At 67.5% G+C, this 23078-nt stretch carries 21 protein-coding genes; 8 read left to right on the top strand and 13 right to left on the bottom strand.

Going from position 1 to position 23078, the window contains the following annotated elements:
* Window positions 1–251: 251 nt before the first annotated feature.
* Genes ACZK1G_RS01630 through ACZK1G_RS01615 form a run of 4 tightly spaced genes read right to left on the bottom strand, consistent with a single transcriptional unit; the run spans window position 252 to window position 3741 of the window.
* Window positions 252–854 (bottom strand): response regulator transcription factor, encoded by a 603-nt coding sequence (locus tag ACZK1G_RS01630; RefSeq protein ID WP_014035676.1) that lies wholly within the window; start codon window positions 852–854, stop codon window positions 252–254.
* The gene (locus tag ACZK1G_RS01625; protein WP_049444565.1) at window positions 851–2065 is read right to left on the bottom strand and encodes a sensor histidine kinase; all 1215 of its coding nucleotides are present in this window, start codon (window positions 2063–2065) and stop codon (window positions 851–853) included. Before ACZK1G_RS01625 ends, ACZK1G_RS01630 begins: the two co-directional genes overlap by 4 nt.
* Before the next feature lie 6 nt (window positions 2066–2071).
* The gene (locus ACZK1G_RS01620) at window positions 2072–2848 is read right to left on the bottom strand and encodes an ABC transporter permease (protein ID WP_101764772.1); all 777 of its coding nucleotides are present in this window, start codon (window positions 2846–2848) and stop codon (window positions 2072–2074) included.
* Window positions 2845–3741: an ABC transporter ATP-binding protein gene (locus ACZK1G_RS01615; RefSeq protein ID WP_049444561.1), complete on the bottom strand. Its 897-nt coding sequence runs from the start codon at window positions 3739–3741 to the stop codon at window positions 2845–2847. The genes ACZK1G_RS01620 and ACZK1G_RS01615 overlap by 4 nt, the downstream gene beginning before the upstream one ends.
* A gap of 202 nt (window positions 3742–3943) precedes the next feature.
* Between ACZK1G_RS01615 and ACZK1G_RS01610 the strand changes: the two genes are divergently transcribed.
* The 5 genes from ACZK1G_RS01610 (at window position 3944) to ACZK1G_RS01590 (ending at window position 11728) form a co-directional block, all read left to right on the top strand.
* Window positions 3944–5191, top strand: a complete 1248-nt coding sequence (locus tag ACZK1G_RS01610; RefSeq protein WP_101764771.1) for an efflux RND transporter periplasmic adaptor subunit — start codon at window positions 3944–3946, stop codon at window positions 5189–5191.
* Window positions 5192–5293: 102 nt separating this feature from the next.
* Window positions 5294–5983, top strand: coding sequence for an ABC transporter ATP-binding protein (locus ACZK1G_RS01605; RefSeq protein WP_004137569.1), 690 nt, complete (start codon window positions 5294–5296; stop codon window positions 5981–5983).
* Window positions 5984–5997: 14 nt separating this feature from the next.
* On the top strand, window positions 5998–7155 hold the full coding sequence (locus ACZK1G_RS01600) for an ABC transporter permease (RefSeq protein ID WP_014035671.1): 1158 nt from the start codon (window positions 5998–6000) through the stop codon (window positions 7153–7155).
* A 13-nt stretch (window positions 7156–7168) separates the two neighbouring features.
* On the top strand, window positions 7169–8491 hold the full coding sequence (locus ACZK1G_RS01595; protein ID WP_049444557.1) for an ABC transporter permease: 1323 nt from the start codon (window positions 7169–7171) through the stop codon (window positions 8489–8491).
* A gap of 411 nt (window positions 8492–8902) precedes the next feature.
* Window positions 8903–11728, top strand: a complete 2826-nt coding sequence (locus tag ACZK1G_RS01590) for a TonB-dependent receptor (protein WP_101764770.1) — start codon at window positions 8903–8905, stop codon at window positions 11726–11728.
* Window positions 11729–11887: 159 nt separating this feature from the next.
* Here the strand turns inward: ACZK1G_RS01590 and rarD are convergent, their stop codons facing one another.
* On the bottom strand, window positions 11888–12787 hold the full coding sequence (gene rarD / locus ACZK1G_RS01585; protein WP_014035667.1) for an EamA family transporter RarD: 900 nt from the start codon (window positions 12785–12787) through the stop codon (window positions 11888–11890).
* Complete coding sequence (gene yedA / locus ACZK1G_RS01580) at window positions 12784–13689, bottom strand: drug/metabolite exporter YedA (RefSeq protein WP_119007296.1); 906 nt, start codon at window positions 13687–13689, stop codon at window positions 12784–12786. The genes rarD and yedA overlap by 4 nt, the downstream gene beginning before the upstream one ends.
* Before the next feature lie 223 nt (window positions 13690–13912).
* Here yedA and ACZK1G_RS01575 point away from each other — a divergent pair, with 223 nt between their 5' ends.
* Window positions 13913–15247, top strand: coding sequence for an MFS transporter (locus ACZK1G_RS01575; protein ID WP_010486964.1), 1335 nt, complete (start codon window positions 13913–13915; stop codon window positions 15245–15247).
* Window positions 15248–15257: 10 nt separating this feature from the next.
* Entirely contained in the window at window positions 15258–15614 is a 357-nt protein-coding gene (locus ACZK1G_RS01570) for a hypothetical protein (RefSeq protein WP_233490825.1), read from the top strand.
* A 74-nt stretch (window positions 15615–15688) separates the two neighbouring features.
* Here ACZK1G_RS01570 and ACZK1G_RS01565 read toward each other — a convergent pair whose 3' ends face one another.
* The 4 genes from ACZK1G_RS01565 to ACZK1G_RS01550 all read right to left on the bottom strand — a co-directional run bounded on the left by ACZK1G_RS01565 (window position 15689) and on the right by ACZK1G_RS01550 (window position 20254).
* The gene (locus tag ACZK1G_RS01565; RefSeq protein WP_101764768.1) at window positions 15689–17341 is read right to left on the bottom strand and encodes a M28 family metallopeptidase; all 1653 of its coding nucleotides are present in this window, start codon (window positions 17339–17341) and stop codon (window positions 15689–15691) included.
* Window positions 17342–17446: 105 nt separating this feature from the next.
* Window positions 17447–18379, bottom strand: coding sequence for an MBL fold metallo-hydrolase (locus ACZK1G_RS01560; RefSeq protein WP_049444549.1), 933 nt, complete (start codon window positions 18377–18379; stop codon window positions 17447–17449).
* A gap of 156 nt (window positions 18380–18535) precedes the next feature.
* Complete coding sequence (locus ACZK1G_RS01555) at window positions 18536–18838, bottom strand: hypothetical protein (protein ID WP_101764767.1); 303 nt, start codon at window positions 18836–18838, stop codon at window positions 18536–18538.
* Between the two features lie 123 nt (window positions 18839–18961).
* On the bottom strand, window positions 18962–20254 hold the full coding sequence (locus ACZK1G_RS01550; RefSeq protein WP_101764766.1) for a tryptophan--tRNA ligase: 1293 nt from the start codon (window positions 20252–20254) through the stop codon (window positions 18962–18964).
* A gap of 108 nt (window positions 20255–20362) precedes the next feature.
* Here ACZK1G_RS01550 and ACZK1G_RS01545 point away from each other — a divergent pair, with 108 nt between their 5' ends.
* Window positions 20363–21163, top strand: coding sequence for a hypothetical protein (locus tag ACZK1G_RS01545; protein ID WP_049447202.1), 801 nt, complete (start codon window positions 20363–20365; stop codon window positions 21161–21163).
* A gap of 73 nt (window positions 21164–21236) precedes the next feature.
* Here ACZK1G_RS01545 and ACZK1G_RS01540 read toward each other — a convergent pair whose 3' ends face one another.
* The 3 genes from ACZK1G_RS01540 to rocF all read right to left on the bottom strand — a co-directional run bounded on the left by ACZK1G_RS01540 (window position 21237) and on the right by rocF (window position 22881).
* Window positions 21237–21458, bottom strand: coding sequence for a CsbD family protein (locus ACZK1G_RS01540; protein WP_004153772.1), 222 nt, complete (start codon window positions 21456–21458; stop codon window positions 21237–21239).
* 202 nt (window positions 21459–21660) lie between these two features.
* Entirely contained in the window at window positions 21661–21798 is a 138-nt protein-coding gene (locus ACZK1G_RS01535) for an entericidin A/B family lipoprotein (protein ID WP_008266021.1), read from the bottom strand.
* Window positions 21799–21960: 162 nt separating this feature from the next.
* Window positions 21961–22881, bottom strand: coding sequence for an arginase (rocF, locus tag ACZK1G_RS01530; protein ID WP_004153767.1), 921 nt, complete (start codon window positions 22879–22881; stop codon window positions 21961–21963).
* Window positions 22882–23078 lie beyond the last annotated feature (197 nt).

Below are 23078 nucleotides of genomic sequence, written 5' to 3'. Positions count from 1 at the left end.
ATCAGGGGCGAAGAGGCGCCGGTGTTTGAGCGCAGCGAGTTCGGCGCCGTCCCCTGATTCACCGAGAAGCACAGGGCACCGGTGCGCAGCACCGGCTCGCGACCTGGCGGCGTGTTTCTTTGGTTACTTTCTTGATGGCGCACATCCATGTGCGCCACCCTACGGGCCGGCTGCGCCGTTCCACGCTGCTCCTGCAGCGCGGTGCACGAGCAAAGAAAGTGACACCTCTCCGCAGGCGCGGAAATGATCCGCTACAACCACCCCTTCTGCCGCGCCAACCGGTACGCCTCGATGCGATTGGCCACGCCCAGCTTGCCGATGCACTCGGACAGGTAATTGCGCACCGTGCCGTGCGACAGCCCCAGCTGCTCCGCGATCTCGCTGGCGGTGCGGCCCTCGCCCGCAAGCCGCAGCACGCGGCGCTCACGGTCGGTCAGCGGGTCGGCCTGCGACCACGCATCCAGTGCCAGTTGCGGGTCGATCGCGCGGATGCCCTGTTTCACCTTGCGCAGGGCGTCGGCCAGGTTCTCGGCCGGTGCATCCTTCAGCAGGTAGCCCAGCACGCCCGCCTCCAGCGCGCGGCGCAGGAAGCCGGCACGGGCGAAGGTGGTCACGATCACCACCTTGATCGGCAGTTCCTGGCGGGCGATGCGCTGCGCCAGTTCCAGACCGGACAAGCCGGGCATCTCGATGTCGGTGACCAGGATGTCCGGTTGCAGCTGCTGCAGCATCCGCCACGCGGTTTCGCCATCAGCGGCGCTGCCCAGCACCTCGATATCCGGCTCCAGGCCCAGCAGCGCCGACAGTGCGCCGCGCACCATGGCCTGGTCTTCGGCCAGCAGGATGCGGATCATGCGGCACCGTCCTGCGCCAACGACGTGGACGACAGCGGCGTGGTCGCGGCCATCAACGGCACGCGCACCGTCAGCACGGTGCCCGCCCCGCGCGGCGACTGCAGCGTCAGCTGGCCACCCAGTGCTGCGGCCCGCTCACGCATGCCGCACAGTCCATTGCCCTCGGCCTGCACGCCGCCACGGCCGTCATCGCGTATCTGCATCGCCAACTGTCGTTCCTCAAGCATGAAATCCACCTGTACCCGGGTCGCCTGCGCATGGCGCACGATGTTGGTTGCCGCCTCACGCAGCACCAGCGCCAGGCCACGTTCCACGTCCACCGGCATGGCAGGTGGCGTCGTGTACTGCAGATGTACCTGCTGGCATTCCAGCAGCAGGCGTGCCGATGCCAGCTCGCCCGCCAGGTCGCTGGCGCGGATGCCGGTCACCGCACTGCGCACCTGTGCCAGCGCTTCGCGGGCGATGTCCTCGGCCTCGCCGATCTCCTGCCGGGCGCGCGCATCACCGCGGTCGTGCAGCTTGCGCGCCAGCTCCAGCTTCAACGTGATCAGCGACAGGGTATGGCCCAGCAGGTCGTGCAGGTCGCGGCCGATACGCTCGCGCTCGGCGGTGGTCGCCAGCCGCCGTACCTCATCCTGGGACAGCTGCAGTGCGACGTCGCGCTGCTGGCTCAGGGCCTCCACGTTCACCACCAGCCCGACGATGAACGAGACCGCCGGCATCCACACCATGGCCTGCCACGGATAACCGAAGTACAGCGCGGTGCCGCAGAACAGAAGGTTCAGCCCGGTGAGCTGCAGCAGGTACTGCCACCAGCCGCCGCGGCTGCTCATGCGGATCATCACGCAGCCGAACACGAAATAGCTCAGTCCCGAGGGATACCACGGCAGCAGTACCAGGGCCATCACGATCATGCCCAGCGCATAGCGCCATGCATGGTGCCGTGGCGCCAGCATCACCTTGGCGTAGAACAGCAGGAACAGCGGATAGCTGACCAGGGTCAGCAACAGCCAGCGCAGGGTGAAGCCGTTCCCCAGCACCGGGGTGAGGAAGATCCATACCGACCACAGCAGGTGGATCGCACTGCTCCAGGGCGATTTGCCACGTCGCAGCAGCTCGGCCACCGCCGAATCCGGCGCGGGGCGCAGCAGGGAGGCAAGCCAGCTCGGCGGCATGGGAGGATCCAGGCGGGGACGATCGCTGCCGATCATGCCAGTTCAGCCGATCCGGCGCAGGCGGCGCCGTGCCAACAGCAGCGCCACCACCGTGACCGCCAGCAGCACCAGCAGGTGGCCGGCGAGACTGCCGATGGATGGCAGCCCGACCACCGGCAACGCCAGCTGTGCCAGATGCCAGGTCGGCCACAGCGGTGCCATCGTCGAGAACACCGTGGGCAACGCCGACAGCGGCAGCCACAGGCCCGACAGCAGGGCCAGCGGCAGGTAGACCAGGTTGACCATCGCTGGCGCCGCACTGGCACTGACATGGCTGCCGATCAGCAGGCCGATCGCCCCCAGCGGCAGCGCCGCCAGTCCGGCCACCGCCAGCAGCTGCAGCACCTGCAGCGCGTGCAGCTGGACGCCACCGAACACGCGCGCCACGCCGATCAACAACGACGCCACCAGTAGCGCGAACATCATCGCCATGGCCAGCCGCGCCAGCAGCGGTGCCGCCGTTGGCATCGGCAGCGCGCGCTTGAGGGTCAGCAGGCCGCCTTCGCGGTCCAGCGCCAGCTGCACGCCGAAGCCGAACAGGGCCGGGGCCATCGCACCGAACACGCAGTAGGTGGCCAGCAGGTACAGCGGTGCGTGACCGCGCCCCAGCAGCACGCCGAACAGCAGGTAGAACAACACCGGAAACAGCAGCGAGGGCACCGCGAACGCTGGCGTGCGCCAGGCGCGGCGCAGTTCGGACACCAGTTCGGCACGGTAGGGGCGCAGTACCTGCCGCCACACAGGCAGCGGTTGCCCGGCGGAGCGGATCAGGGTGTTCATGCGGCCTCCCGGGTCATGTCGAGGAAGGCGTCGGCCAGCGCCGCGCCCTGTACTTCCAGTTCGCGCAGCTGCGCATCGGCGGCCAGCAGGCGGGCCACCACCGGCTCGGCCGGGCTCGCCAGCAGCTGCAGGTGTTCGCCGTCGCGCTGCACCTCCTGCACGCCCGGCCACTGCTGCACGTCCTCAATGGGCAACCCGCTGCGGCAACGAATCCGACGCGGCCGATCGGCCAGGCGCAGCTCGCTCAGCGGGGCATCGGCCAATACCCGGCCCTGCTCCAGCACCACCACCTGCTGTGCCAGCGCTTCAGCTTCTTCCAGATAGTGGGTGGTCAGCAGCACGCCGCAGCCTTCGGCCACCAGCTGCCGGATCGCCTGCCACATCGCCTGCCGCGCCTGGATGTCCAGGCCGGTGGTGGGCTCGTCCAGGAACAGCACGCGCGGGCGGCCGCACAGCGCGATGGCGAACTGCACCGCGCGCTGCTGCCCCCCGGACAGCTGGCCGTAGCGACGGCGCGCCAGTGCCTGCAGGCCAGCGCGCTGCAGCACCTCCTGCAGCGGCATCGGGTCGGGGTAGCAGGCGCTGGCCTGCGCCACCAGTTCGTCCACCTGCAGCATCGGTGGCAGGCTGGTGCTCTGCAGCATCACGCCCAGGCCGATACGGCTGGCGCGCTGCTGCGGGTCACCGCCGAGCAGCTCGACCTGGCCGGCATCGGCGCGACGCAGGCCCAACAGCACGCTGATCGCGGTACTCTTGCCGGCACCGTTGCGGCCCAGCAATGCCAGCACCTGGCCAGCGCGGACCTGCAGGTCGATGCCCTGCAGGGCGGTATGGTCGCGGTAGCGCACCTGGACCTGCTGCAGGCGGGCCAGCGACGGGGCGATCGGATCCATGGGCGGTACCGGTAGCGGGGACGTTGCCATCCTGTGCCGCCGTGGTCACGTTTCGCAGTTGCCGCCGTCAGTGTCATCGGGTGACAGCTGTCACTGCCGTCATCGCTGTGCCTGCCTTCATGCTGTGCCGCACGCTCCACCGCCGGAACCGCCGCCGTCCGCTCTTCCGGCCACACCCGCCCGAACGCCTGTGATGGAACGAATGAACGCTTCTGCCGAGCTGTTGAAGGAACTCCGTATCGACCGCAAGTCGCCCCCGCCGGCCTCCGGAGGCAATGGTGGTGGCCGCCGCTGGTTGTGTATCGCGATCATCGTGGTCGTGCTGCTGATCGCCGCGGCCGTGGCCTTCCTGTTCGGTCGCGCACCGGCCGTGGAGGTGGAAACCGCCCCCGCCGTGGCCATCCAGCAGGGCAGCGCCAGCAGCTCGGTGCTCGACGCCAGCGGCTATGTGGTGGCCCGTCGCATGGCCACGGTGTCGGCCAAGATCACCGGCAAGGTGCGTGAAGTGATGATCGAGGAAGGCATGCGGGTCGAGGCCGGCCAGGTGATGGCCACGCTGGACCCGATCGATGCGGACGCGCAGCGCAGCCTGTACGCCTCGCAGCTGCAGGCTGCACGCAGCCAGGTCGCCGGGCTGGAGGCCCAGCAGAAGCAGGCCGCCGCCGAAGCCAGCCGCCTGCAGGCGCTGGTCGGCCAGCAGCTGGTGTCGCGCTCGCAGTACGACCAAGCCGTGGCCCAGCGTGACAGCCTGCGCGCGCAGCTGGATACCGCGCAGCGCAACGTCAAGGTGGCACACGACCAGCTGTCCATCGCCGACCTCGGCGTGGACAACAACATCGTGCGCGCACCGTTCTCCGGCGTGGTCACCGCCAAGGCGGCGCAACCGGGCGAAATCGTTTCGCCGCTGTCGGCCGGTGGCGGCTTCACCCGTACCGGCATCGGCACCATCGTCGACATGGACTCGCTGGAGATCGAAGTCGAGGTCGGCGAGGCTTTCATCGGCCGCGTGCAGCCGAAGATGCCGGTGGAAGCCACGCTCAACGCCTACCCGGAATGGAAGATTCCCGGCGAGGTGATCGCCATCATCCCCACCGCCGACCGCGGCAAGGCCACGGTGAAGGTGCGCGTGGCGCTGAAGGTGAAAGACCCGCGCATCGTGCCGGAGATGGGCGTGCGCGTCAGCTTCCTGGAGCAGGCGCAGCCGCAGGCGGCCGCCAAGCCGCAGGGCGTGCGCGTGCCGGCGGGCGCCGTGGTGCAGCGCGAGGGCGCCTCGGTGGCCTTCGTGCTGGGTGACGAGAGCCGCGTGCAGCAGCGCTCGGTCGAGGCCGGCCAGGCGATGGGCAAGGACCGCCAGATCCTCAAGGGCGTGAGCGCAGGTGAATCGGTGGTGGTGAACCCGCCGGATACGCTGCGCGATGGCGCCAAGGTGCAACAGAAACAAGCGCAGTAACGGCCTGGCGCCCACGGGCGCCGCCGGCAGCACCGCTCGACGCACGCCTGCGGCCCCCGCCGTGGCGCTTCCCCGTTTCCCGCCTTCCGTGGAGAACCACCCATGTCGACCCTGGTTTCACTGCGCAACATCACCAAGACCTACCAGCGTGGCCCCGAGAAAGTGCAGGTGCTGCACGGCATCGACCTGGACATCGCCAGCGGCGACTTCGTCGCGCTGATGGGCCCGTCCGGCTCGGGCAAGACCACCCTGCTCAACCTGATCGGTGGCCTGGACAACCCCAGCGGCGGCGAGATTAGCATCGAAGGCGAGCGCATCGACCAGATGAGCGGCGGCCAGCTGTCGACCTGGCGCAGCCACCACGTCGGCTTCGTGTTCCAGTTCTACAACCTGATGCCGATGCTGACCGCACAGAAGAACGTGGAGCTGCCGCTGCTGCTGACCCACCTCAATGCCGCGCAGCGCCGCCGCAACGCGGAGATCGCGCTGACCCTGGTCGGCCTGGCCGACCGCCGCAGCCACCGCCCGAATGAACTGTCCGGCGGCCAGCAGCAGCGCGTGGCGATCGCGCGGGCGATCGTCTCCGACCCGACCTTCCTGATCTGCGACGAACCCACCGGCGACCTCGACCGCCAGTCCGCCGAAGAGATCCTCGGCCTGCTGCAGCAGCTCAACCGCGAGCACGGCAAGACCATCATCATGGTCACCCATGACCCGAAGGCCGCCGAGTACGCCACGCACACGGTGCACCTGGACAAGGGCGAGCTGGCCGACGCGCCGCTGGCCCACTGACGGAGGCCACGGCGATGAAATACTTCTCGTTGGTGTGGGCGCAGCTATTCCGCAGCCGAACCCGCACGTTGTTGACCCTGCTCTCCGTGGTCGCGGCGTTCCTGCTGTTCGGCATGCTCGATTCGGTGCGCGTGGCATTCACCTCCGGCGGCAGCGTGGAAGGTGCCAACCGGCTGGTCGTGGCTTCGCGGCTGTCGATCACCCAGTCGCTGCCGATCCGCCTGGAAGCCCAGGTGCGGCAGGTGGCCGGCGTGCGCGACGTGGCCTATGGCATGTGGTTCGGCGGCATCTACCAGGACCCGAAGAACTTCTTCCCGAACTTCTCGGTGTCACCCAACTACTTCGATGTCTACCGCGAGCTGCAGATCGACCCGGCACAGCTGGAAGACTGGAAGCAGACCCGCACCGGCGCCATCGTCGGCGAAACCCTGGCCAAGCAGTTCGGCTGGAAGATCGGCGACACCATCCCGCTGCAGGCAACGATCTTCCCGCGTGGCGGCAGCAACGACTGGCCGCTGGTGCTCAAGGGCATCTACCGCTCCAAGGACCGTGCATTGGCCGCCAACGAAGAACGCCAATTGATGATGAACTGGAAGTACTTCGATGAATCCAACGACTACATCAAGAACCAGGTGAGCTGGTACACGGTGACGCTGGACAACCCGGACCACTCCTCGCGGGTGGCGCAGGCGATCGACGCGATTTCGGCCAACTCGGACCACGAAACCAAGACCCAGACCGAGTCGGCGTTCCAGCAGGCCTTCGTCAAGCAGTTCGCGGATATCGGCATGATCGTCACCTCGATCATGGGCGCGGTGTTCTTCACCCTGCTGCTGTTGACCGGCAACACCATGGCGCAGGCCGTGCGCGAGCGCGTGCCGGAGCTGGCCACGTTGAAGACGCTGGGCTTCAAGGACAGCACCGTGCTGACCCTGGTGATGGTGGAGTCGGTGCTGCTGATCGGCCTGGGTGGCCTGATCGGCATGGGCCTGGCCGCCCTGATCCTGCCGGCCATCGGCCCGAAGAGCATGGGCATGCTGCCGCCGCACGTGCCGACGCCGACCTGGCTGATGGGGCTGGGCCTGATCGTGGTGATCGGCATCATCGTCGGCCTGTTGCCGGCGCTGCGTGCCAAGCGCCTGAAGATCGTCGACGCACTGGCCGGCCGCTGAGGAGAACACAGACATGTTCAAGAGCAAACTCAAGAAGTGGCTGGGCAACGGCGTGACGGTGCTGCTGCTGGTGATCGGCCTGGTGCTGTGGATCAGCCTGCCGTGGATCGGCGTGCTGGCCGTGGCCGTGCTGGTGGCACTGTGGCTGCTGCTGACCCGCGGTGGGCGACTGGCGCTGGCCGCCACCCGCATCGGCGTGGCCAGCCTCCCGCAGCGCTGGGGCGCCTCCTCGGTGATCGTGGTCGGCATCGCCGGCGTGGTCGGCGTGCTGGTGGCGATGCTGGCGATGGGCGAAGGCTTCCAGGCCACGCTCAACAACACCGGCGATGACACCACTGCCATCGTGCTGCGCGGTGGCTCGCAGGCCGAGACCAACTCGGTGATCACCCGCGAGCAGGTACCGATGCTGTCCACCCTGCCCGGCATCAGCCGCGATGCGCAAGGCCGGCCGCTGCTCTCGCCGGAGCTGTCGCAGGTGGTCAACCTGGTGTCGAAGTCCGATGGCACCGACGTCAATGCGCAGTTCCGCGGCGTGGGCCCGCAGGCGTGGGCGGTGCATGACAAGGTCAAGATCGTCGAGGGCCGCAAGTTCGCCACCGGCCTGCGCGAGATCGTGGTCGGCCAGGGCGCCAAGGGCCAGTTCCGCGATATGGAGGTCGGCAAGACGCTGACCCTGGGCAACCAGACCTGGACCGTGGTGGGAGTGTTCGCCACCGGCGACGCGCATGATTCGGAACTGTGGACCGACGCCGATACGCTGGCCACCACCTACCAGCGCAGTGCCTGGCAGTCGATCAGCGTGCGCACCGATGGCAAGGCCGGCTTCGAGCAGTTCAAGACGGCCGTCGCTGCCGACCCGCGCCTGAAACTGGACGTGGAAACCACCCGCGTGTACTACAGCAAGCAGGGCGGCGGCCTCACCAAGCTGATCGACATCCTCGGCAAGGTGATCGGCACGATCATGGCGGTGGGTGCGGTGTTCGGCGCCCTCAACACCATGTATGCAGCGGTGGCCACGCGTGCGCGTGAGATCGCCACCATGCGTGCGATCGGCTTCCGCGGCCTGCCGGTGGTGACGGCGGTGATGCTGGAGACGATGCTGCTGGCCCTGCTCGGCGGCCTGCTCGGTTGCGCAGTGGCGTGGCTGCTGTTCAATGGCTACAGCGTGTCCACCATCGGCAGCAATTTCAGCGCGGTGGTGTTCAAGTTCCACGTATCGCCGGAACTGCTGTGGACCGGCTTGAAATGGGCATTGGGCATCGGCCTGGTCGGCGGCCTGTTCCCGGCGCTGCGCGCGGCACGTTTGCCGATCACCACAGCGCTGCGCGAAACCTGAGCATCACGCAGCGACAGACTGCGCATCACGCAGGGGGACGGAGCGAAGGCTCCGTCCCTTTTTCGTTGGCGGGGTCAGATCCCTTCGCTACGCGAAGGGATCTGACCGCGATCTGGGTGCAGTAGATCCACGCCATGCGTGGATGGATGCATGCGCACATGCGCTGCTACAGATTGCAGGAATCCCGCCGCTATCGATGCCTCTGCCCATCGCAGACGCAGCGCGCGTGACGCTGCGCACAGCGCATCTGTGGATTGTTGGTTGCGATTCATTTTCGCGCACATCGCGCAGCGCGGAGACAAACAGTTACGAATGGAAACATTCTAGAATCGCGCCCCCCACGTTGGTTTGCAGCACCCCACGCGCCCATAGAACGGGCGCTTGTTTTTACTGAAACACGAGATTTCACGGATGTCCCTGAAAACCAATCCGCTGCGCAACGCGATCGTCATCGCGCTGGCCGCCAGCTGCACCACCCCCACCTTCGCACAGAGCGCCGGCGATACCCCGACCAACCTCGACCGCATCGAAATAACCGGCTCGCGCATCCGCCAGGCCAGTGTCGAAACCGCACAGCCGGTGGTCGCGCTCAACCGCGCCGAGATCGAGAAGAAGGGCTACGTCAACGTCGCCGACATCCTGCAGGACATTCCTGCCGCCGGTGCGCCGAGCATGAGCCGCGCGTCTTCGCTGACCTCCTCGCGCGACTTCGGCGGCATGTACGTCAGCCTGCGCAACCTGGGCCCGGAACGCAGCCTGGTGCTGATCGACGGCCGCCGCATGGGCGTCAGCGCCGGCGGTTACTCCGACCTGGCCTCGATCCCGTCGTCCATCGTCGAGCGCGTGGAAGTGCTGACCGACGGCGCCTCCGCGCTGTACGGCTCCGATGCCATCGCCGGTGTGGTCAACATCATCACCCGCAAGAATTTCGATGGTGGCGAAGCCAGCGTCTATGTCGGCCAGTACGGCCAGGGTGACGGCCAGAAGCGCGCCTACAGCGCGACCTTCGGCAAGACCTTCGAGCGCGGCTGGTTCAGCGTGGGCGCCGAGCGCACCAAGGAAGACGAGGTGCTGGGCAAGGACCGCGAGTTCAGCCGTTACACCAACGGCCCGCGCCACCCCAACGATGGCCTCAACGGCAACACCCCGTGGGGCTACGTCACCGTCGGTGGCAAGAACCTGACCGTGGGCCCGGGCGGCGACCCGAGCAAGGCCGGCAACTTCCATGCGCCGGATCCGGCCGATGGTGCCAACACCAAGTCGAACATGAGCCTGCTGACCGGCCTGGAGCGCACCTCGGTGTTCGCCAACGGTGGCTTCTCGATCACCGACAACCTGCGCATCGTCGCCGACGCGCTGTACAGCAAGCGCGAGTCGACCAAGCACCTGGCCGGCTACCCGTACTCGGTCAGCGCCGCACAGGCCCGCAATGGCAGCCGTGCCGCCCTGTCCAAGGACAGCGCGTTCAACCTGTGGGGCCAGGATGCGCTGTTCGCGCACCGCACCGAAGAACTGCCGCGGGGCACCGAGAACAACCTGGAAACCAAGCGCGCCAGCATCGGCCTGGAAGGCAGCTTCGAAACCGGTTCGCGGTACTGGGACTGGAACGTCAACTACATGTACAACCGCAACGAAGGCGAGCGCATCGGTACCGGCAGCATGTACCAGCCGCACGTCAATCTGGCCGTCGGCCCGTCCTTCATGGACGGCAACGTGGCTCGTTGCGGTGCGCCGGGCGCGGTGATCGCCGGCTGCGTGCCGTGGAACCCGGCCGCCCCGATGGGTTACACCGGCCCGGGCTCGCTGAGCAACCAGGACGTGCAGGACTACCTGTTCACCCGCTTCGTCGACAAGATGCAGAGCACCACCAAGGTCGCCAGCGGCAACATCTCCGGTTCGCTGTTCACCCTGCCGGCCGGCGACATCCTGGCCGCGATGGGCTTCGAGCACCGCAGTGAAGAAGCCAGCTACACCCCGGACACGATGGTGCAGAAGGGCGAGATCGCCGGCACCAGCGGCCAGCCGACGCGTGGCAACTACTCGCTCAACGAGGTCTACCTGGAGCTGCAGGTGCCGCTGCTGGCCGACCTGCCGTTCGCCCGCGAACTGTCGCTGGACATGGCCGGTCGCTACTCGGACTACAACAACTTCGGTTCGACCACCAACAGCAAGTTCGGCCTGAAGTGGAAGCCGATCGACAGCCTGCTGGTGCGCGCCACCTACGGCACCGGCTTCCGTGCGCCGACCGTGGATGACCTGTACGGCGGCACCGTCAGCAGCCGCGACTCGTTCACCGACCCGTGCGATACCTCCTTCGGTACCGCCGCCAGCAGCCCGACCGTTGCTGCCCGTTGCCAGGCGCTGAAGGTGCCGGCCAACTTCCGCCAGCTCAACAGCGATGGCAGCGTGGCCACCAAGCCCGGCCAGCAGGCCACCACCGATTTCAGCTCGGGTTCCAACCCGAACCTGAAGCCGGAAACCGCCAAGACCTGGACCGTGGGCCTGGTCTACAGCCCGGACTTCGTGCAGGGCCTGGACGTCAGCCTGGACTGGTGGAAGATCCGCATCGACAACGCCATCGTCGGTGAGTCGGCCACCAACATCCTGGAACAGTGCTACGTGCAGGGTTCGGATGCCGCCTGCGGCCGCTTCACCCGTGGCAGCAACGGCCAGGTCTCGTCGCTGGACCGTTCACTGGTCAACGCGGGCTACCGCGAAACCGCCGGCTATGACATCAACGTGCGTTACCGCCTGCTGGAAACCGCGTTCGGCAAGTTCGCCGTCAACTGGAACACCACCTACACCGACTACCTGGAGCAGCGCAACGACAGCGCCGCCACCACCCCGGTGGAACAGCGTACCGGTTGGGCGGGTGACTTCCGCGTGCGCTCCACCTTCAACCTGGATTGGCAGTACGGCGACCTCGGCATCGGCTGGACCGCGCGCTACTACTCCAGCATGAAGGAGAAGTGCTCGTACATGGACGAGTGCAACATGCCGGGCTTCAACTCGTCGTACACCAGCGCATCGCCGACCAACAAGGTGGGCTCCAACACCTTCCACGACCTGCAGGTGCGTTACAGCCTGCCGTGGGATGGCACCGTGTCGCTGGGCGTGAACAACGTGTTCAACCACCAGGGTCCGATCATGTACAGCCAGCCGAACAGCAGCTTCACCTACTACGGTGGCTTCGACATCGGCCGCTTCATGTACATGAAGTACCAGCAGCGCTTCTAAGCCTGCAACCGCGTTCCCGCCACGGCCATTCCTCTCTCCTGGCCGTGGATGGAAGCAGAACGGCGCCCCTCGGGGCGCCGTTCTTTTTTTCGGGAAGCGGGGTCGGATCCCTTCGCCCCGCGAAGGGCCCTGACCCCGTTCCATGCGACCCCGCCCCGGTCAGCGCCTCGCGGCGCGCATCGTGCGGATGTTGTCGCCGACAAACAGCACCAGGCCGGCCCAGATCGCGGCAAAGCCGATCGCCTTGGCGGTGTCGAACGCTTCGTGGAAGAAGAACACGCCCAGCAGCAGCTGCAGGCTCGGCGCGATGTACTGCAGGATGCCGACCAGCGACAGCGGAATGCGCTTCACGCCGTAGGCGAAGCCGATCAGCGGCACGGCGGTGACGGCGCCGCCGAAGATCAGCAGCAGGTCGTTGCGCCAGCCCCAGCCATGGAAGAACGCACCGCCATGGCCGTTCTCGGCCCAGATCGCGAAGGCCAGCGCCGGCAGGAACAGGTACATGCTTTCCACGCCCAGGCCGGCCACCGGGTCGACCGAAACCAGCTTGCGCAGCAGGCCATACAGGCCGAACGAACAGGCCAGGCCCAGCGCGATCCACGGCGGTGTGCCGGCATCGATGGTCAGCCAGGCCACGCCCACCGCCGCCATCGCCACCGCCACCCACTGCAGCCGGCGCAGGCGTTCCTTCAGCACCAGCACGCCCAGCAGCACGTTCACCAGCGGGTTGATGAAGTAGCCCAGGCTGGTCTCGATGACATGGCCGGCGTTGACCGCCCAGATGTACAGGCCCCAGTTGAAGGCGATGGTCAGGCTCGACACCAGCAGGATCGGCAGCGCGCGCGGCTGCGCGGCGATCTTCTGCCACCAGCCCAGGCGCGAGCTGATCAGCAGCCAGCCCAGCACCAGCACGGTGCTCCAGATGATGCGGTGGGCGATGATCTGGAACGAAGGCACCTCGTTGAGCAGATGCCAGTACACCGGCACCAGGCCCCAGATCACGAAGGTGGACGCGGTGACCAGCAGGCCCCGGCGTTGTTCTTTCTCGTCCATGCTCATTTCTTTCTCGTCCTTGCCATCGTCAGCACCACCACACCCAGAAGAATCACCGCCATCGCCAGCAGGTCGCGCCAGCCGAATCGTTCACCGTTGAGCAGCGCGCCGAGCAGCACCGCGATCACCGGATTGACGTACGCATAGCTGCCGGCCAGCGCCGGGCGCACGTTCTGCAGCAGCCACACGTAGGCGGTGAACGCGACGATGGAGCCGAACACGCACAGGTAGGCCATCGCCAGCAGGCCGCCGGTGTCCGGCAGCGTGGTCGGGCGCTCGCCGACCGCCAGGCCGATCAGCACCAGCAGCACGCCGCCGCAGATCATCTGCCCGGCCGCGGTCATGAACGGGCCCGGCAGGTCCAGCCCGCGTGCCCACACCGAACCGAACGCCCAGCCGATCGGCGCGATCAGCAGCAGCACCAGCCCGGTCGGCGAGGCGGTCAGGCTGCTGCCGGCGTTGAGCCAGACCACGCCCAGGAAGCCGATGGCGATGCCCAGCCACTCACCGCGGCTGGCATGCTGCCCGCGCAGTGCCGAGAACAGCGCCATCCACAGCGGCACCGAGGCCACCGCCGTAGCGGCCAGGCCCGAAGACACCTCGCGCTCGGCCAGCACCACCATGCCGTTGCCCAGCACCAGCATGGTCACGCCCATCACCACCAGGTTGCGCCACTGCCGCAGGGTCGGATTTGGCATCTTCCAGAACAGCCGCAGCGCCGCGAACATCACCCCGCCGGCAATGATGAAGCGGCTGCCGGAGACCATCGTCAGCGGCAGTGCGCCGCCGTGCAGGGCCTTGGCGATGCCCAGGTAGGTCGAACCCCAGACCACGTAGACCAGCAGCAGTGCCAGCGCGACAAGGCCACCCCGGGGGGCAGCCGCAGACGAAGAAGGGGGAGCCGACATGACACACCAGGGAGCCGGGGGAAGGCGGATTCTAGGACGTTTTGAGTATGGTCCGTGACCCCAGACGGTGGCACGCTGTCATCCATCCATGCACCCTGCTCTGGTCTGCTACCCCGTGTTGACGGTCGATGCAGTACCAAGAGGGCTGCCCGGCCGCGCCGCCCCAAGGCCGGGCGCCGTTTTCCCTGCGCACGGACGCGCCGCATCGAGGATTCCCACCCAGATGAGCACCACGTCCCAACCCGCCGTACCCGCGAACGACCGCGCCGCCCTGCGGCGGTCGATCTCCAATACCCTCAAAGGCTCCGCCGGCAACCTGGTGGAGTGGTACGACGTCTACGTGTACTCGGTGTTCGCCGTGTACTTCGAATCGCAGTTCTTCTCGCCCGACGACAAGAACTCCACGATGTACGTGTGGGCGATCTTCGCGGCGACCTTCCTGATGCGCCCGATCGGCGCCTGGTTCTTCGGCCGCTTCGCCGACCGCCATGGCCGCCGCCTGGCACTGACCGTGTCGGTCACGCTGATGGCGCTGTGTTCGTTCCTGATCGCCATCACCCCCACCGCCGCCAGCATCGGCATCTGGGCCGCCGTCATCCTGCTGTTCGCACGCCTGCTGCAGGGCTTCGCCACCGGTGGCGAATATGGTGCCAGCGCGACCTACATGTCCGAAGCCGCCATTCCCGGCCGCCGCGGCTTCCTGTCGTCCTTCCACTACGTCACCCTGGTCGGCGGCCATGTGCTGGCCCAGCTGACCCTGCTGCTGATGCTGACCTTCTGGGGCAAGCCGGAAATCTCCGAGTGGGGCTGGCGCATCGCCTTCGGCATCGGCGGCATCGCCGCGGTGGTGGTGTTCTGGCTGCGCCGGGGCATGGACGAATCGCTGTCGGAGTCGTCGATCGAGGCCGCGCGCGAAGGCAAGGCACAGAAGTCCGGCTCGATGTACGAACTGTTCGTGCACCAGTGGCGGCCGCTGCTGCTGTGCTTCCTGATCACCGCGGGCGGCACCGTGGCCTTCTACACCTACTCGGTGAACGGCCCGAAGATGATCCAGAGCGCCTTCGCCGGCAACGACCCGATGACCGGCACCCTGATCAACCTGGGCGTGCTGGCCTTCCTGATGGTGCTGCAGCCGGTCGGTGGCTGGCTGTCGGACATCATCGGCCGCAAGACCCTGCTGGTGTTCTTCGGCGTCGGCGGCGTGCTGTACAGCTGGTACCTGATCACCCAGCTGCCGCACCAGCATGACGCCACCCTGGCCTTCCTGACCCTGGCCATGGCGTTCGTCATCCTCACCGGTTACACCTCCATCAACGCGGTGGTGAAGGCCGAACTGTTCCCCACCCACGTGCGTGCACTGGGCGTGGGCCTGGGCTATGCGCTGGCCAACTCGCTGTTCGGCGGCACCGCCCCGCTGCTGTACCAGGGCGCGCTGAAGACCGGCCACGTCGACTGGTTCGCCATCTACGTGACCGCGACGATCGCGGTATCGTTGGTGGTCTATGTGTTCTTCCTCACCAACAAGGGCCCGAACTGGCTCGACGGCACCCGCAAGTAAGCGCGTCGTCATGATCGCGGCCACCGGTGCAATGCCGGTGGCCGCTGCGTCTCCCGCCTCGCCGCTGATGTGGATCGCGGCGACGCTGGCCGCAGCCACGGCACTGGCCTGGCTGCTGCGCCGCCCCAACGCGCAGGCCGCGTGGCCGCGCATCGGGTTCGGGGTTGCCCTGCTGGTGTTCTGCGTCGCGCTGGTGCTTCAACTGGCGGTAGACCTGGGCAGCGGCCACAGCTCGCTGCAACTGCGCCTGCATCGCGGCATCAATGCAGGGCCGCCGGTGGGACTGCGCACGATGGTGGCCTGCTATCTGGCCGCGCTCGCCGCCAGTGGCTGGGGCGCGTGGAAGCTGCTGCGCCAGCGACGGTAGTGCCGGCCGCTGGCCGGCAACCTCATGAACCTTCGGAAAGAGCAGGGCGTTGCCGGCCAGCGGCCGGCACTACCTCAACGGCGGGCCGCTTCGCTCTTGTCACGCGCGCCGCGGAACTCCGATTCCTTTTCCCACGTCGGCCAGCGGCGGCTGTTGGCCAGCTCGGCGCCAAGGTCGTAGACCAGCAGGGTGTCGGCGGCGTGGCCACTCGGGTCCCAGCTCGGCGTCCACGCATCGCAGGCCTGGTGGTAGCAGTCAGCGAAGTACTTCTCGCGCAGCGCGCGGCCGGCTTCAACCCCACCGTCCAGCTTGTCCAGGCCCGGGCCGATGGTGATCGCCGGCACGCCCAGGCGGGCGAAGGCGAAATGGTCGGCGCGGTAGAAGAAGCCAGCTTCCAGGTTCGGGTCCGGGCTGTAGCTGCGGCCACGGGCCTTGGCCACGCGTTCCAGGTCGCCTTCCAGCGAGACCCGGCCCTTGCCCCACGACGCGATGTCGCGGGTCGGGCCATCCGGGCTGAACATCTCGATGTTCAGCACCGCGGCGGTCTTGTCCAACGGCGCCAGCGGGTGGGCGGCGTAGTAGCTGGCACCCAGCAGGCCCTTCTCTTCGGCGGTCAGCGCCACGAAGTACAGCGTGCGCTGCGGCTGCGGACCGGCGGCGAACACCCGGCCCAGTTCCAGCACCGTGGCCACGCCGGTGGCGTTGTCGATCGCGCCGCGGCGGATGCGGTCACCCTTGGCGTCGGGCTGGCCGATACCGAACGCATCCCAGTGCGCGGAGAAGATCACCGCCTCGTCGCCATGCTCGCCACCGGGCAGCTTGGCCACCACGTTGCGGGTCACCACCTGCTCGCGCTTCAGCGCGAAATCTACGCTCAGCTTGGCGTTGTCCAGCGTCACCGGGCGGAAGTCGGCGCGCATCGCCTTGCGCTTCTCCGCATCGAAGTCGAGGCCGGCGTCGGCGAAGATCGCCTCGGCCAGCTCGCGCTGCATCCAGCCACGCAGCGGCGTGTGCTGCGCCATCGCCTCGGCCTGGCCGCGCTCGATGTCGAACAGCGGCGAAGTACCCGAGCTCTTCACCGTGGCCCAGCCATAGGCGGCCGGCGCGGTCTCGTGCACGATCAGCACGCCTTCGGCGCCACGGCGTGCGGCTTCCTCGAACTTGTAGGTCCAGCGGCCGTAGTAGGTCACCGCCTTGCCGTCGAACGCGCCCGGTGCATCGGCTTCGAAATCGGCATCATTGATCAGTACCACGGCGATCTTGCCGTGCAGGTCCACGTCCTTGTAGTCGTTCCAGTGGCGTTCCGGCGCGTCGATGCCGTAGCCGACGAACACCAGCGGCGCGTCCTTGATCTGCACGCGCTTGCGCGGCTGCAGGCTCTGCAGGGTCACGTCCACGCCATTGGCCAGCGCACGCTTGCCCTGCTTCAGCGACAGGCTGGCCTTGGCCGCGCCGTCCAGCTGCGCGCGCACCAGCGGCACCGGCTGCACCCAGCTGCCGTCCACGCCGCCCGGCTGCAGGCCATAGCTGCGGAACTGCTCAATCAGGTACTGCACCGTGCGCTCTTCGCCCTCGGTGGCCGGCGCGCGGCCCTCGAATTCATCCGACGCCAGCACGCGCACATGGCGCGACAGTGCCTGCGGATCGATGCCGCCGCCCGGCAGGTCGTTGGCCGCATGGGCCAGGCCACCGACGAACAGGCAGGACGACAGCAGCAACACGCGCATCGGATTCACGGCAGTACCACGGCTAGCTTGGAAGTCACCAGAGTGTAACGTGGTCGTGACATCACGGCGCGGCCTGGGCCTGCGTCATCCGCGCATGGCGTGGATCTACCTGCTGATGCGGTCCAGCCAGCAGGCCAGGCCCTGTGCGTTGAGCTCGATGTCCATCGCCAGCACGGCGGTCACTGCCGCCTCGTCCAGCGCACAACCATGCAGCTGTGCACGTTCCAGGTACAGCGCCTGCAGTGCGGCCAACAGACAACGGTGGCGGTCCGGACGGCCATCGCACTGGCGGCCGATGGCGGCCATCGCATCGATCTGCTCGAACAGGTCCCCTGCCAGTTTTTCCACCTGCTCCACGCGCCCATAGTGGGTCAGGTACATCGCCTGCGGCGCGTAGCCCAGCATCCGCCGGATCGAGGCCTTCATCGCCTCCGGGTCGAACTGCACCGGCGAGGAGGTCGGGAAGATGAAAGCGCCCTGCGCGCTGTCCAGCTCGCGGTAGGAGATGCCGAACGTATCGCCGGTGAACCAGGCGCCGCTGCGCGCATCCCACACGCAATAGTGGTGCAGCGCATGACCCGGCGTGTGCAGCAGCACCAGCTCGCGGCCGGCCAGATCGATGCGGTGGCCGTCTTCGGCCACCACTACGCGCTGTTCGGGAATCGGTTCGATGCGGCCATAGCTACGCGTGATCTCTTCGGCGCCATACACCGCCGTCGCACCGGCGATCAGCCGGGTCGGGTCGATCATGTGCGGCGCACCGCGCGGGTGCAGCACCGCCTTCGCATTCGGCAGCTGCTGCATCAGCAGGCCTGCGCCGCCGGCGTGGTCCAGGTGCACGTGGGTGAGCAGCAGCCAGTCCACCGCTTCCACGCCCAGGCCGGCGTCTGCCAGCGCCTGCAGCATCGCCGGCACCGACAGCCCGGTGCCGCAGTCGACGAAGGCCGCGCGGCCGTTCTCAACGATCAGGTAGGCCGCGTCGAAATCGGGACGCTGGAAGCCGGTATCGATGGTGTGGATGCTGGGGTCGGCGGTCATCGGCACGCACCTGGCAGGATCGGGAACAGACCCCCATGGTAGGCGCGCAGGCGGCCCGGATTCGATGCGGCTTTGGTCGGGTAGTGCCGGCCGCTGGCCGGCAACCTCGGGATAGCCGGGAGAAAGCATGTGCCGGCCAGCGGCCGGCACTACCGATCAGCCGGAGCGCAATGCGAACCGCGGCCGCAGCAGCAACGCCAGGACCAGCACCGCCAGGAACGCGCCATAGGCATACAGCACCGCCAGCACCTGCGGCCAGATCGGGCCGGCGCCGGGCTGCACCACGCCGATGCGGTAGCCCCACAGCATCGACACGATGCTCAGCGCAAACGCCAGTAGCAGGGTGGTGCCATCGAACAGGCGCCGCCGCGCGGTGCGCGGCTGGCGCGGGAACAGCCAGTACAGGCTGCCCAGCAGCAGGAACCAGGGCAGGAACAGCAGCAGCGACAACCAGGCCATCGCAGACTCCATGTCATCGCGCCGGAGGCGCGCGGACATCATGCCATGGGCGCTGTGCCGCGGTCGTGTCGGCCGCTGGCCGGCGTTTCCTATGCAAATGCCGGCCAGCGGCCGGCACTACCTTTACTCGGCGCGCAGCACGGCCAGGGCGGCCAGCACCACGTCCACCTCGGCCTCCAGCTTGAACAGCTCGCTCTGCAGCTGGTCGCCCTGCTCGGCCTGCTTGATCACCGCGATCAACTGGCCGGCGTCACGCGGCGAATCGAAGCCTTCGCTCTGGATCAGCAGCGTGCCGTCACCGGCGGTCAGCTTGAAGTAGAAACGGCCGTCCTTCTCGCGATACTGCTTGAACAGCGGCGGTGCCACGCGGGCCACACCGGCGTCCTCGCTGGCGATGTCGCCCGCAGTGGACAGGTCACGCAGGCCCACCGCATGGCGCAGCTCGTCCAGCAGCGGGGCCGCCAGCTGCTCGCGCAGCTGCTGGCCACGGCGCTTGAGCAGCGCTTCAATCTTTTCCGGCTCGGCCATCAGCGCGTTGTAGCGCTCGCGCAGCGGCGACAGCTCGCTGTCGATGCGCTCGAACAGCTGCTGCTTGGCATCGCCCCAGCTGATGCCAGCGGCGAACGCCTTGGCGAACTCCGCCGTCTGTTCCGGCGTGGCGAACGCCTGGTACATCTGGAACAGTGCCGAGCCTTCGGTGTCCTTCGGCTCGCCCGGTGCGCGCGAGTCGGTCAGGATCGAGAACACCAGCTTCTTCAGCTCCTCGCGCGGCACGAACAGCGGAATGGTGTTGTGGTAGCTCTTGCTCATCTTGCGGCCATCCAGGCCCGCCAGCGTCGCCACCTGCTCGTCGATCACCACGTCCGGCAGGGGGAAGTACTCCTTGCCGTACACGTGGTTGAAGCGCTGGGCGAAATCGCGCGCCATCTCGATGTGCTGGATCTGGTCACGGCCGACCGGTACCTGGTTGGCCTTGAAGATCAGGATGTCGGCGGCCATCAGCACCGGGTACATGAACAGGCCGGCGCTGACGCCTGCATCCTCGTCCACGCCTTCCTCGCGGTTCTTGTCCACCGCCGCCTTGTAGGCATGCGCGCGGTTGAGGATGCCCTTGCTGGCGATGGCGGTCAGGAACCACATCAGCTCGGTGGTCTCGCGGATGTCGCTCTGGCGGTAGAACCACACGTGTTCCGGGTCCAGGCCGCAGGCCAGCCAGCTGGCCGCGATCTCCAGGGTCGCGCGCTGGGTGCGCTGCGGGTCCTGCGACTTGATCAGGCTGTGCAGGTCGGCCAGGAAGAAGAAGCTCTCGATCCCCGGCGCGCGGCTGGCCGCGATGGCCGGACGGATGGCGCCAACGTAGTTGCCCAGGTGGGGCGTGCCGGAGGGGGTGATGCCGGTAAGGACTCGGGTCGTCATGACTGCGTGGGGTAACCTTCGATGAACGGGGCCAGTTTACCTTGCACGCCACCAACCCCGTCAGGGCCTGCGGCGCGTTCATTCACGCAACCCCGCTGGAGACGCCCGATGAAACGCCTGCTGCCCCTGCTGCTGATCCTGCCCCTGGCCGGCTTCCGCCCGGCTCCGATGCCGCCGCCGGTGTACGAGGGCGGCCCCGTGCGCATGGCCCTGGTCGACCGCGACCGCGGTACCGAACTGCGCAGCTACCCGGCCGAAGGCCAGCGCTGGGTGGCCGGCGAGCGCGGCCACCGCTATGCCGTGCGCCTGTACAACGACAGCCCGCGCCGGGTGCTGGTGGTGCTGTCGGTGGACGGCGTCAACGCCATCTCCGGCGAAGATGCCGATCCCTCGCAGACCGGCTATGTGCTCAATCCCGGCCAGCGCGCCGACATCACCGGCTGGCGCAAGAGCCAGGACGAAGTAGCGCAGTTCGTGTTCAGCAGCCCCAGCGGCAGCTATGCCAGCCGCACCGGCCGCCCGGACAACATCGGTGTGGTGGGCGTGGCCGTGTTCGAGGAAGCGCGCCGCTGGCGGCCCGAGCCGATCCTGCGCCGTGGCCCGCCGCTGCCGGCCCCGGCACCGGCGGCGGAAGCGGCGGCCGATGCCAGCGCCAGCCGCATCGAGGGCTACGCCAGCAAGTCGCAGGCGCCGGCGCTGGGTACCGGCCATGGCGCACGCGAGCAGTCCTCGGTGCGCGACACCGACTTCGAACGCGCCAGCCGCAGCCCCGCACAGGTCCTGCAGCTGCGTTACGACAGCGCCCGCAACCTGCGTGCGCGCGGCATCCTGGTGGATTCGCCCTCGCGCCTGCCGCGCGAGCCGCAGGCCTTCCCGAACCGCTACGTGCCGGACCCGCCGGCGCGCTGATCACCCCGCCCAGACAACACAACGCCCGCAACCTCTCGGTGCGGGCGTCGTGCTGTGGGGGAAACCGAAGCGCTTACTTGTAGTCCGGGTAGTCCTTGCTCACCGCGTCCTGGAACTCACGTACTTCCTTCTCCGCGCGGTCCTTGGCCCAGCCATAACGTTCCTGCAGGCGGCCGGCCAGGTATTCGGCATTGCCTTCGGCCACATCGAAGTCGTCGTTGGTCAGATCGCCCCACTTGGCCTGGGCCTTGCCCTTCAGCTGCGACCACTTGCCGGAAATGATGTCTTTGTTCATTGCTGGGAGTCCTTGGTTGCAACGGCGTTCTTACCGTGGCTCCAGCTTCGCGCAGCGGCTGTTGAGTGCCGGTCAACCGGCAATGAAATACATGCTCACGTGCTTGAATGGTTCACTCCGCTTCGACAGACGCAGCGAAACGCACGCACAAAAAAAGGCCGGGGATGTCCCCGGCCTTTTCTCTTTCAGTTGCGTGCGGGGCTCAACGGCCCTTGGCGGTGTCTTCAACCTTTTCGCCCGCCTTCTGCACGTCCTTGCCGGCGCCGGCAATGGTGTTGCAACCGGCCAGCAGGGCCACCGAGAACATCGACAACAGCATCAGGGCAACTACGCGCTTCATGGGCTTCTCCTTGGGTTCGCCGCTATACCGCTTCATTCGCGGATGGGATTCTTTCGCTCGGCGGGAGGGCACCAATGCCCACTGCCGCCGCGTGAAGTGCAATCTGGCGGCAGGGGCGTGGAGCGGGTGTGAACGGTTCGAGATTCCGTTCAGCAGGGGCGCTCAGTCGCGCATCAGCGTGGACTTGCCAAACAGGCTTTCCACCAGGTCCACGGCCAGTTCGGCGGTGGCATTCTGCTTGTCCAGCAAGGGGTTGAGCTCGACGATATCCAGCGAACCCATGCGCCCGGTGTCGGCAATCATCTCCATCACCAGCTGCGCCTCGCGGTAGTTCACCCCGCCCGGCACGGTGGTGCCCACGCCCGGCGCGATGCTCGGGTCGAGGAAGTCCACATCGAAGCTGACATGCAGGTGGGTGTTCTCGTCGATGCCGGCCAGCGCCGCTTCAACCGCGCGCTTCATGCCGTTCTCGTCGATGTAGCGCATGTCGTACACATCGACCTTGTGGGTCTTGATCAGGCGCTTCTCTTCCGGGTCCACCGAGCGGATGCCGATCTGGTGCATCTGCGCCGGGGTGATCGCCGGCGACGTGCCGCCCAGGCGGGTCAGCGCGTCCGGGCCGAGGCCACACAGGCACGCCACCGGCATGCCGTGGATGTTGCCCGACGGGGTCACATCGCTGGTGTTGAAGTCCGAATGCGCATCCAGCCACAGCACGCGCAGGGTCTTGCCCTGCTCGCGGCACCAGCGCGCGACAGCGGTGATCGAACCGATGCCCAGGCAGTGGTCGCCGCCGAGCATGATCGGCATGCGCCCGGCCTGCAGTTCGGCGTAGCTGGCTTCCATCAGTGCGTGGTTCCACGCCACCACCTCATCCAGATGGCGGTAGCCTTCCACCGGCGCGGTCCACGGGTTGCGCGGGCCATCCAGGTTGCCCAGGTCGCGCACGTCCACGCCGCGCGCCTCCAGCGCCTCCGGCAGGCCCGCCACGCGCAGTGCTTCCGGCCCCAGCCGTGCACCGCGATGGCCCGCACCGACATCGGTGGGAACGCCAATCAGGGATACGGAAATGGGATGGGCCATGGGTGCCTCCTGCGGTGGGGAAAAAGAAGCACAGTCTAGCCAGAGCTGTGTGACACCACTCGCGGCGGTGCAGCAGGCGGTGATCCAGAACACCGGGGTCACGCTGGCGTTCCCGGTCAGACATCCCAGCGCTGGTCCGTAAGGAAACCGACCTTTCTTGACCGACCTCACAGCCAGGTCGGTATCGCCTCTTATCC

It is taken from the genome of Stenotrophomonas sp. 109824_Sma (genome assembly GCF_056480025.1).
The sequence above is the reverse complement of the archived record's forward strand: the minus strand, read 5'-3'. Positions and strand labels throughout refer to the sequence as shown.

What these genes read in the sequence shown, in the direction of transcription:
- rarD (WP_014035667.1), bottom strand. Translation starts at nt 12,787, where the DNA reads ATGAGCATGGACGAGAAAGAACAACGCCGGGGCCTGCTGGTCACCGCG.
- ACZK1G_RS01590 (WP_101764770.1), top strand. Translation starts at nt 8,903, where the DNA reads ATGTCCCTGAAAACCAATCCGCTGCGCAACGCGATCGTCATCGCGCTG.
- rocF (WP_004153767.1), bottom strand. Translation starts at nt 22,881, where the DNA reads ATGGCCCATCCCATTTCCGTATCCCTGATTGGCGTTCCCACCGATGTC.
- ACZK1G_RS01575 (WP_010486964.1), top strand. Translation starts at nt 13,913, where the DNA reads ATGAGCACCACGTCCCAACCCGCCGTACCCGCGAACGACCGCGCCGCC.
- ACZK1G_RS01600 (WP_014035671.1), top strand. Translation starts at nt 5,998, where the DNA reads ATGAAATACTTCTCGTTGGTGTGGGCGCAGCTATTCCGCAGCCGAACC.
- ACZK1G_RS01615 (WP_049444561.1), bottom strand. Translation starts at nt 3,741, where the DNA reads ATGGATCCGATCGCCCCGTCGCTGGCCCGCCTGCAGCAGGTCCAGGTG.
- ACZK1G_RS01540 (WP_004153772.1), bottom strand. Translation starts at nt 21,458, where the DNA reads ATGAACAAAGACATCATTTCCGGCAAGTGGTCGCAGCTGAAGGGCAAG.
- ACZK1G_RS01610 (WP_101764771.1), top strand. Translation starts at nt 3,944, where the DNA reads ATGAACGCTTCTGCCGAGCTGTTGAAGGAACTCCGTATCGACCGCAAG.
- ACZK1G_RS01570 (WP_233490825.1), top strand. Translation starts at nt 15,258, where the DNA reads ATGATCGCGGCCACCGGTGCAATGCCGGTGGCCGCTGCGTCTCCCGCC.
- ACZK1G_RS01560 (WP_049444549.1), bottom strand. Translation starts at nt 18,379, where the DNA reads ATGACCGCCGACCCCAGCATCCACACCATCGATACCGGCTTCCAGCGT.
- ACZK1G_RS01535 (WP_008266021.1), bottom strand. Translation starts at nt 21,798, where the DNA reads ATGAAGCGCGTAGTTGCCCTGATGCTGTTGTCGATGTTCTCGGTGGCC.
- ACZK1G_RS01595 (WP_049444557.1), top strand. Translation starts at nt 7,169, where the DNA reads ATGTTCAAGAGCAAACTCAAGAAGTGGCTGGGCAACGGCGTGACGGTG.
- ACZK1G_RS01620 (WP_101764772.1), bottom strand. Translation starts at nt 2,848, where the DNA reads ATGAACACCCTGATCCGCTCCGCCGGGCAACCGCTGCCTGTGTGGCGG.
- ACZK1G_RS01545 (WP_049447202.1), top strand. Translation starts at nt 20,363, where the DNA reads ATGAAACGCCTGCTGCCCCTGCTGCTGATCCTGCCCCTGGCCGGCTTC.
- ACZK1G_RS01630 (WP_014035676.1), bottom strand. Translation starts at nt 854, where the DNA reads ATGATCCGCATCCTGCTGGCCGAAGACCAGGCCATGGTGCGCGGCGCA.
- ACZK1G_RS01605 (WP_004137569.1), top strand. Translation starts at nt 5,294, where the DNA reads ATGTCGACCCTGGTTTCACTGCGCAACATCACCAAGACCTACCAGCGT.
- ACZK1G_RS01565 (WP_101764768.1), bottom strand. Translation starts at nt 17,341, where the DNA reads ATGCGCGTGTTGCTGCTGTCGTCCTGCCTGTTCGTCGGTGGCCTGGCC.
- ACZK1G_RS01550 (WP_101764766.1), bottom strand. Translation starts at nt 20,254, where the DNA reads ATGACGACCCGAGTCCTTACCGGCATCACCCCCTCCGGCACGCCCCAC.
- ACZK1G_RS01625 (WP_049444565.1), bottom strand. Translation starts at nt 2,065, where the DNA reads ATGATCGGCAGCGATCGTCCCCGCCTGGATCCTCCCATGCCGCCGAGC.
- yedA (WP_119007296.1), bottom strand. Translation starts at nt 13,689, where the DNA reads ATGTCGGCTCCCCCTTCTTCGTCTGCGGCTGCCCCCCGGGGTGGCCTT.
- ACZK1G_RS01555 (WP_101764767.1), bottom strand. Translation starts at nt 18,838, where the DNA reads ATGGCCTGGTTGTCGCTGCTGCTGTTCCTGCCCTGGTTCCTGCTGCTG.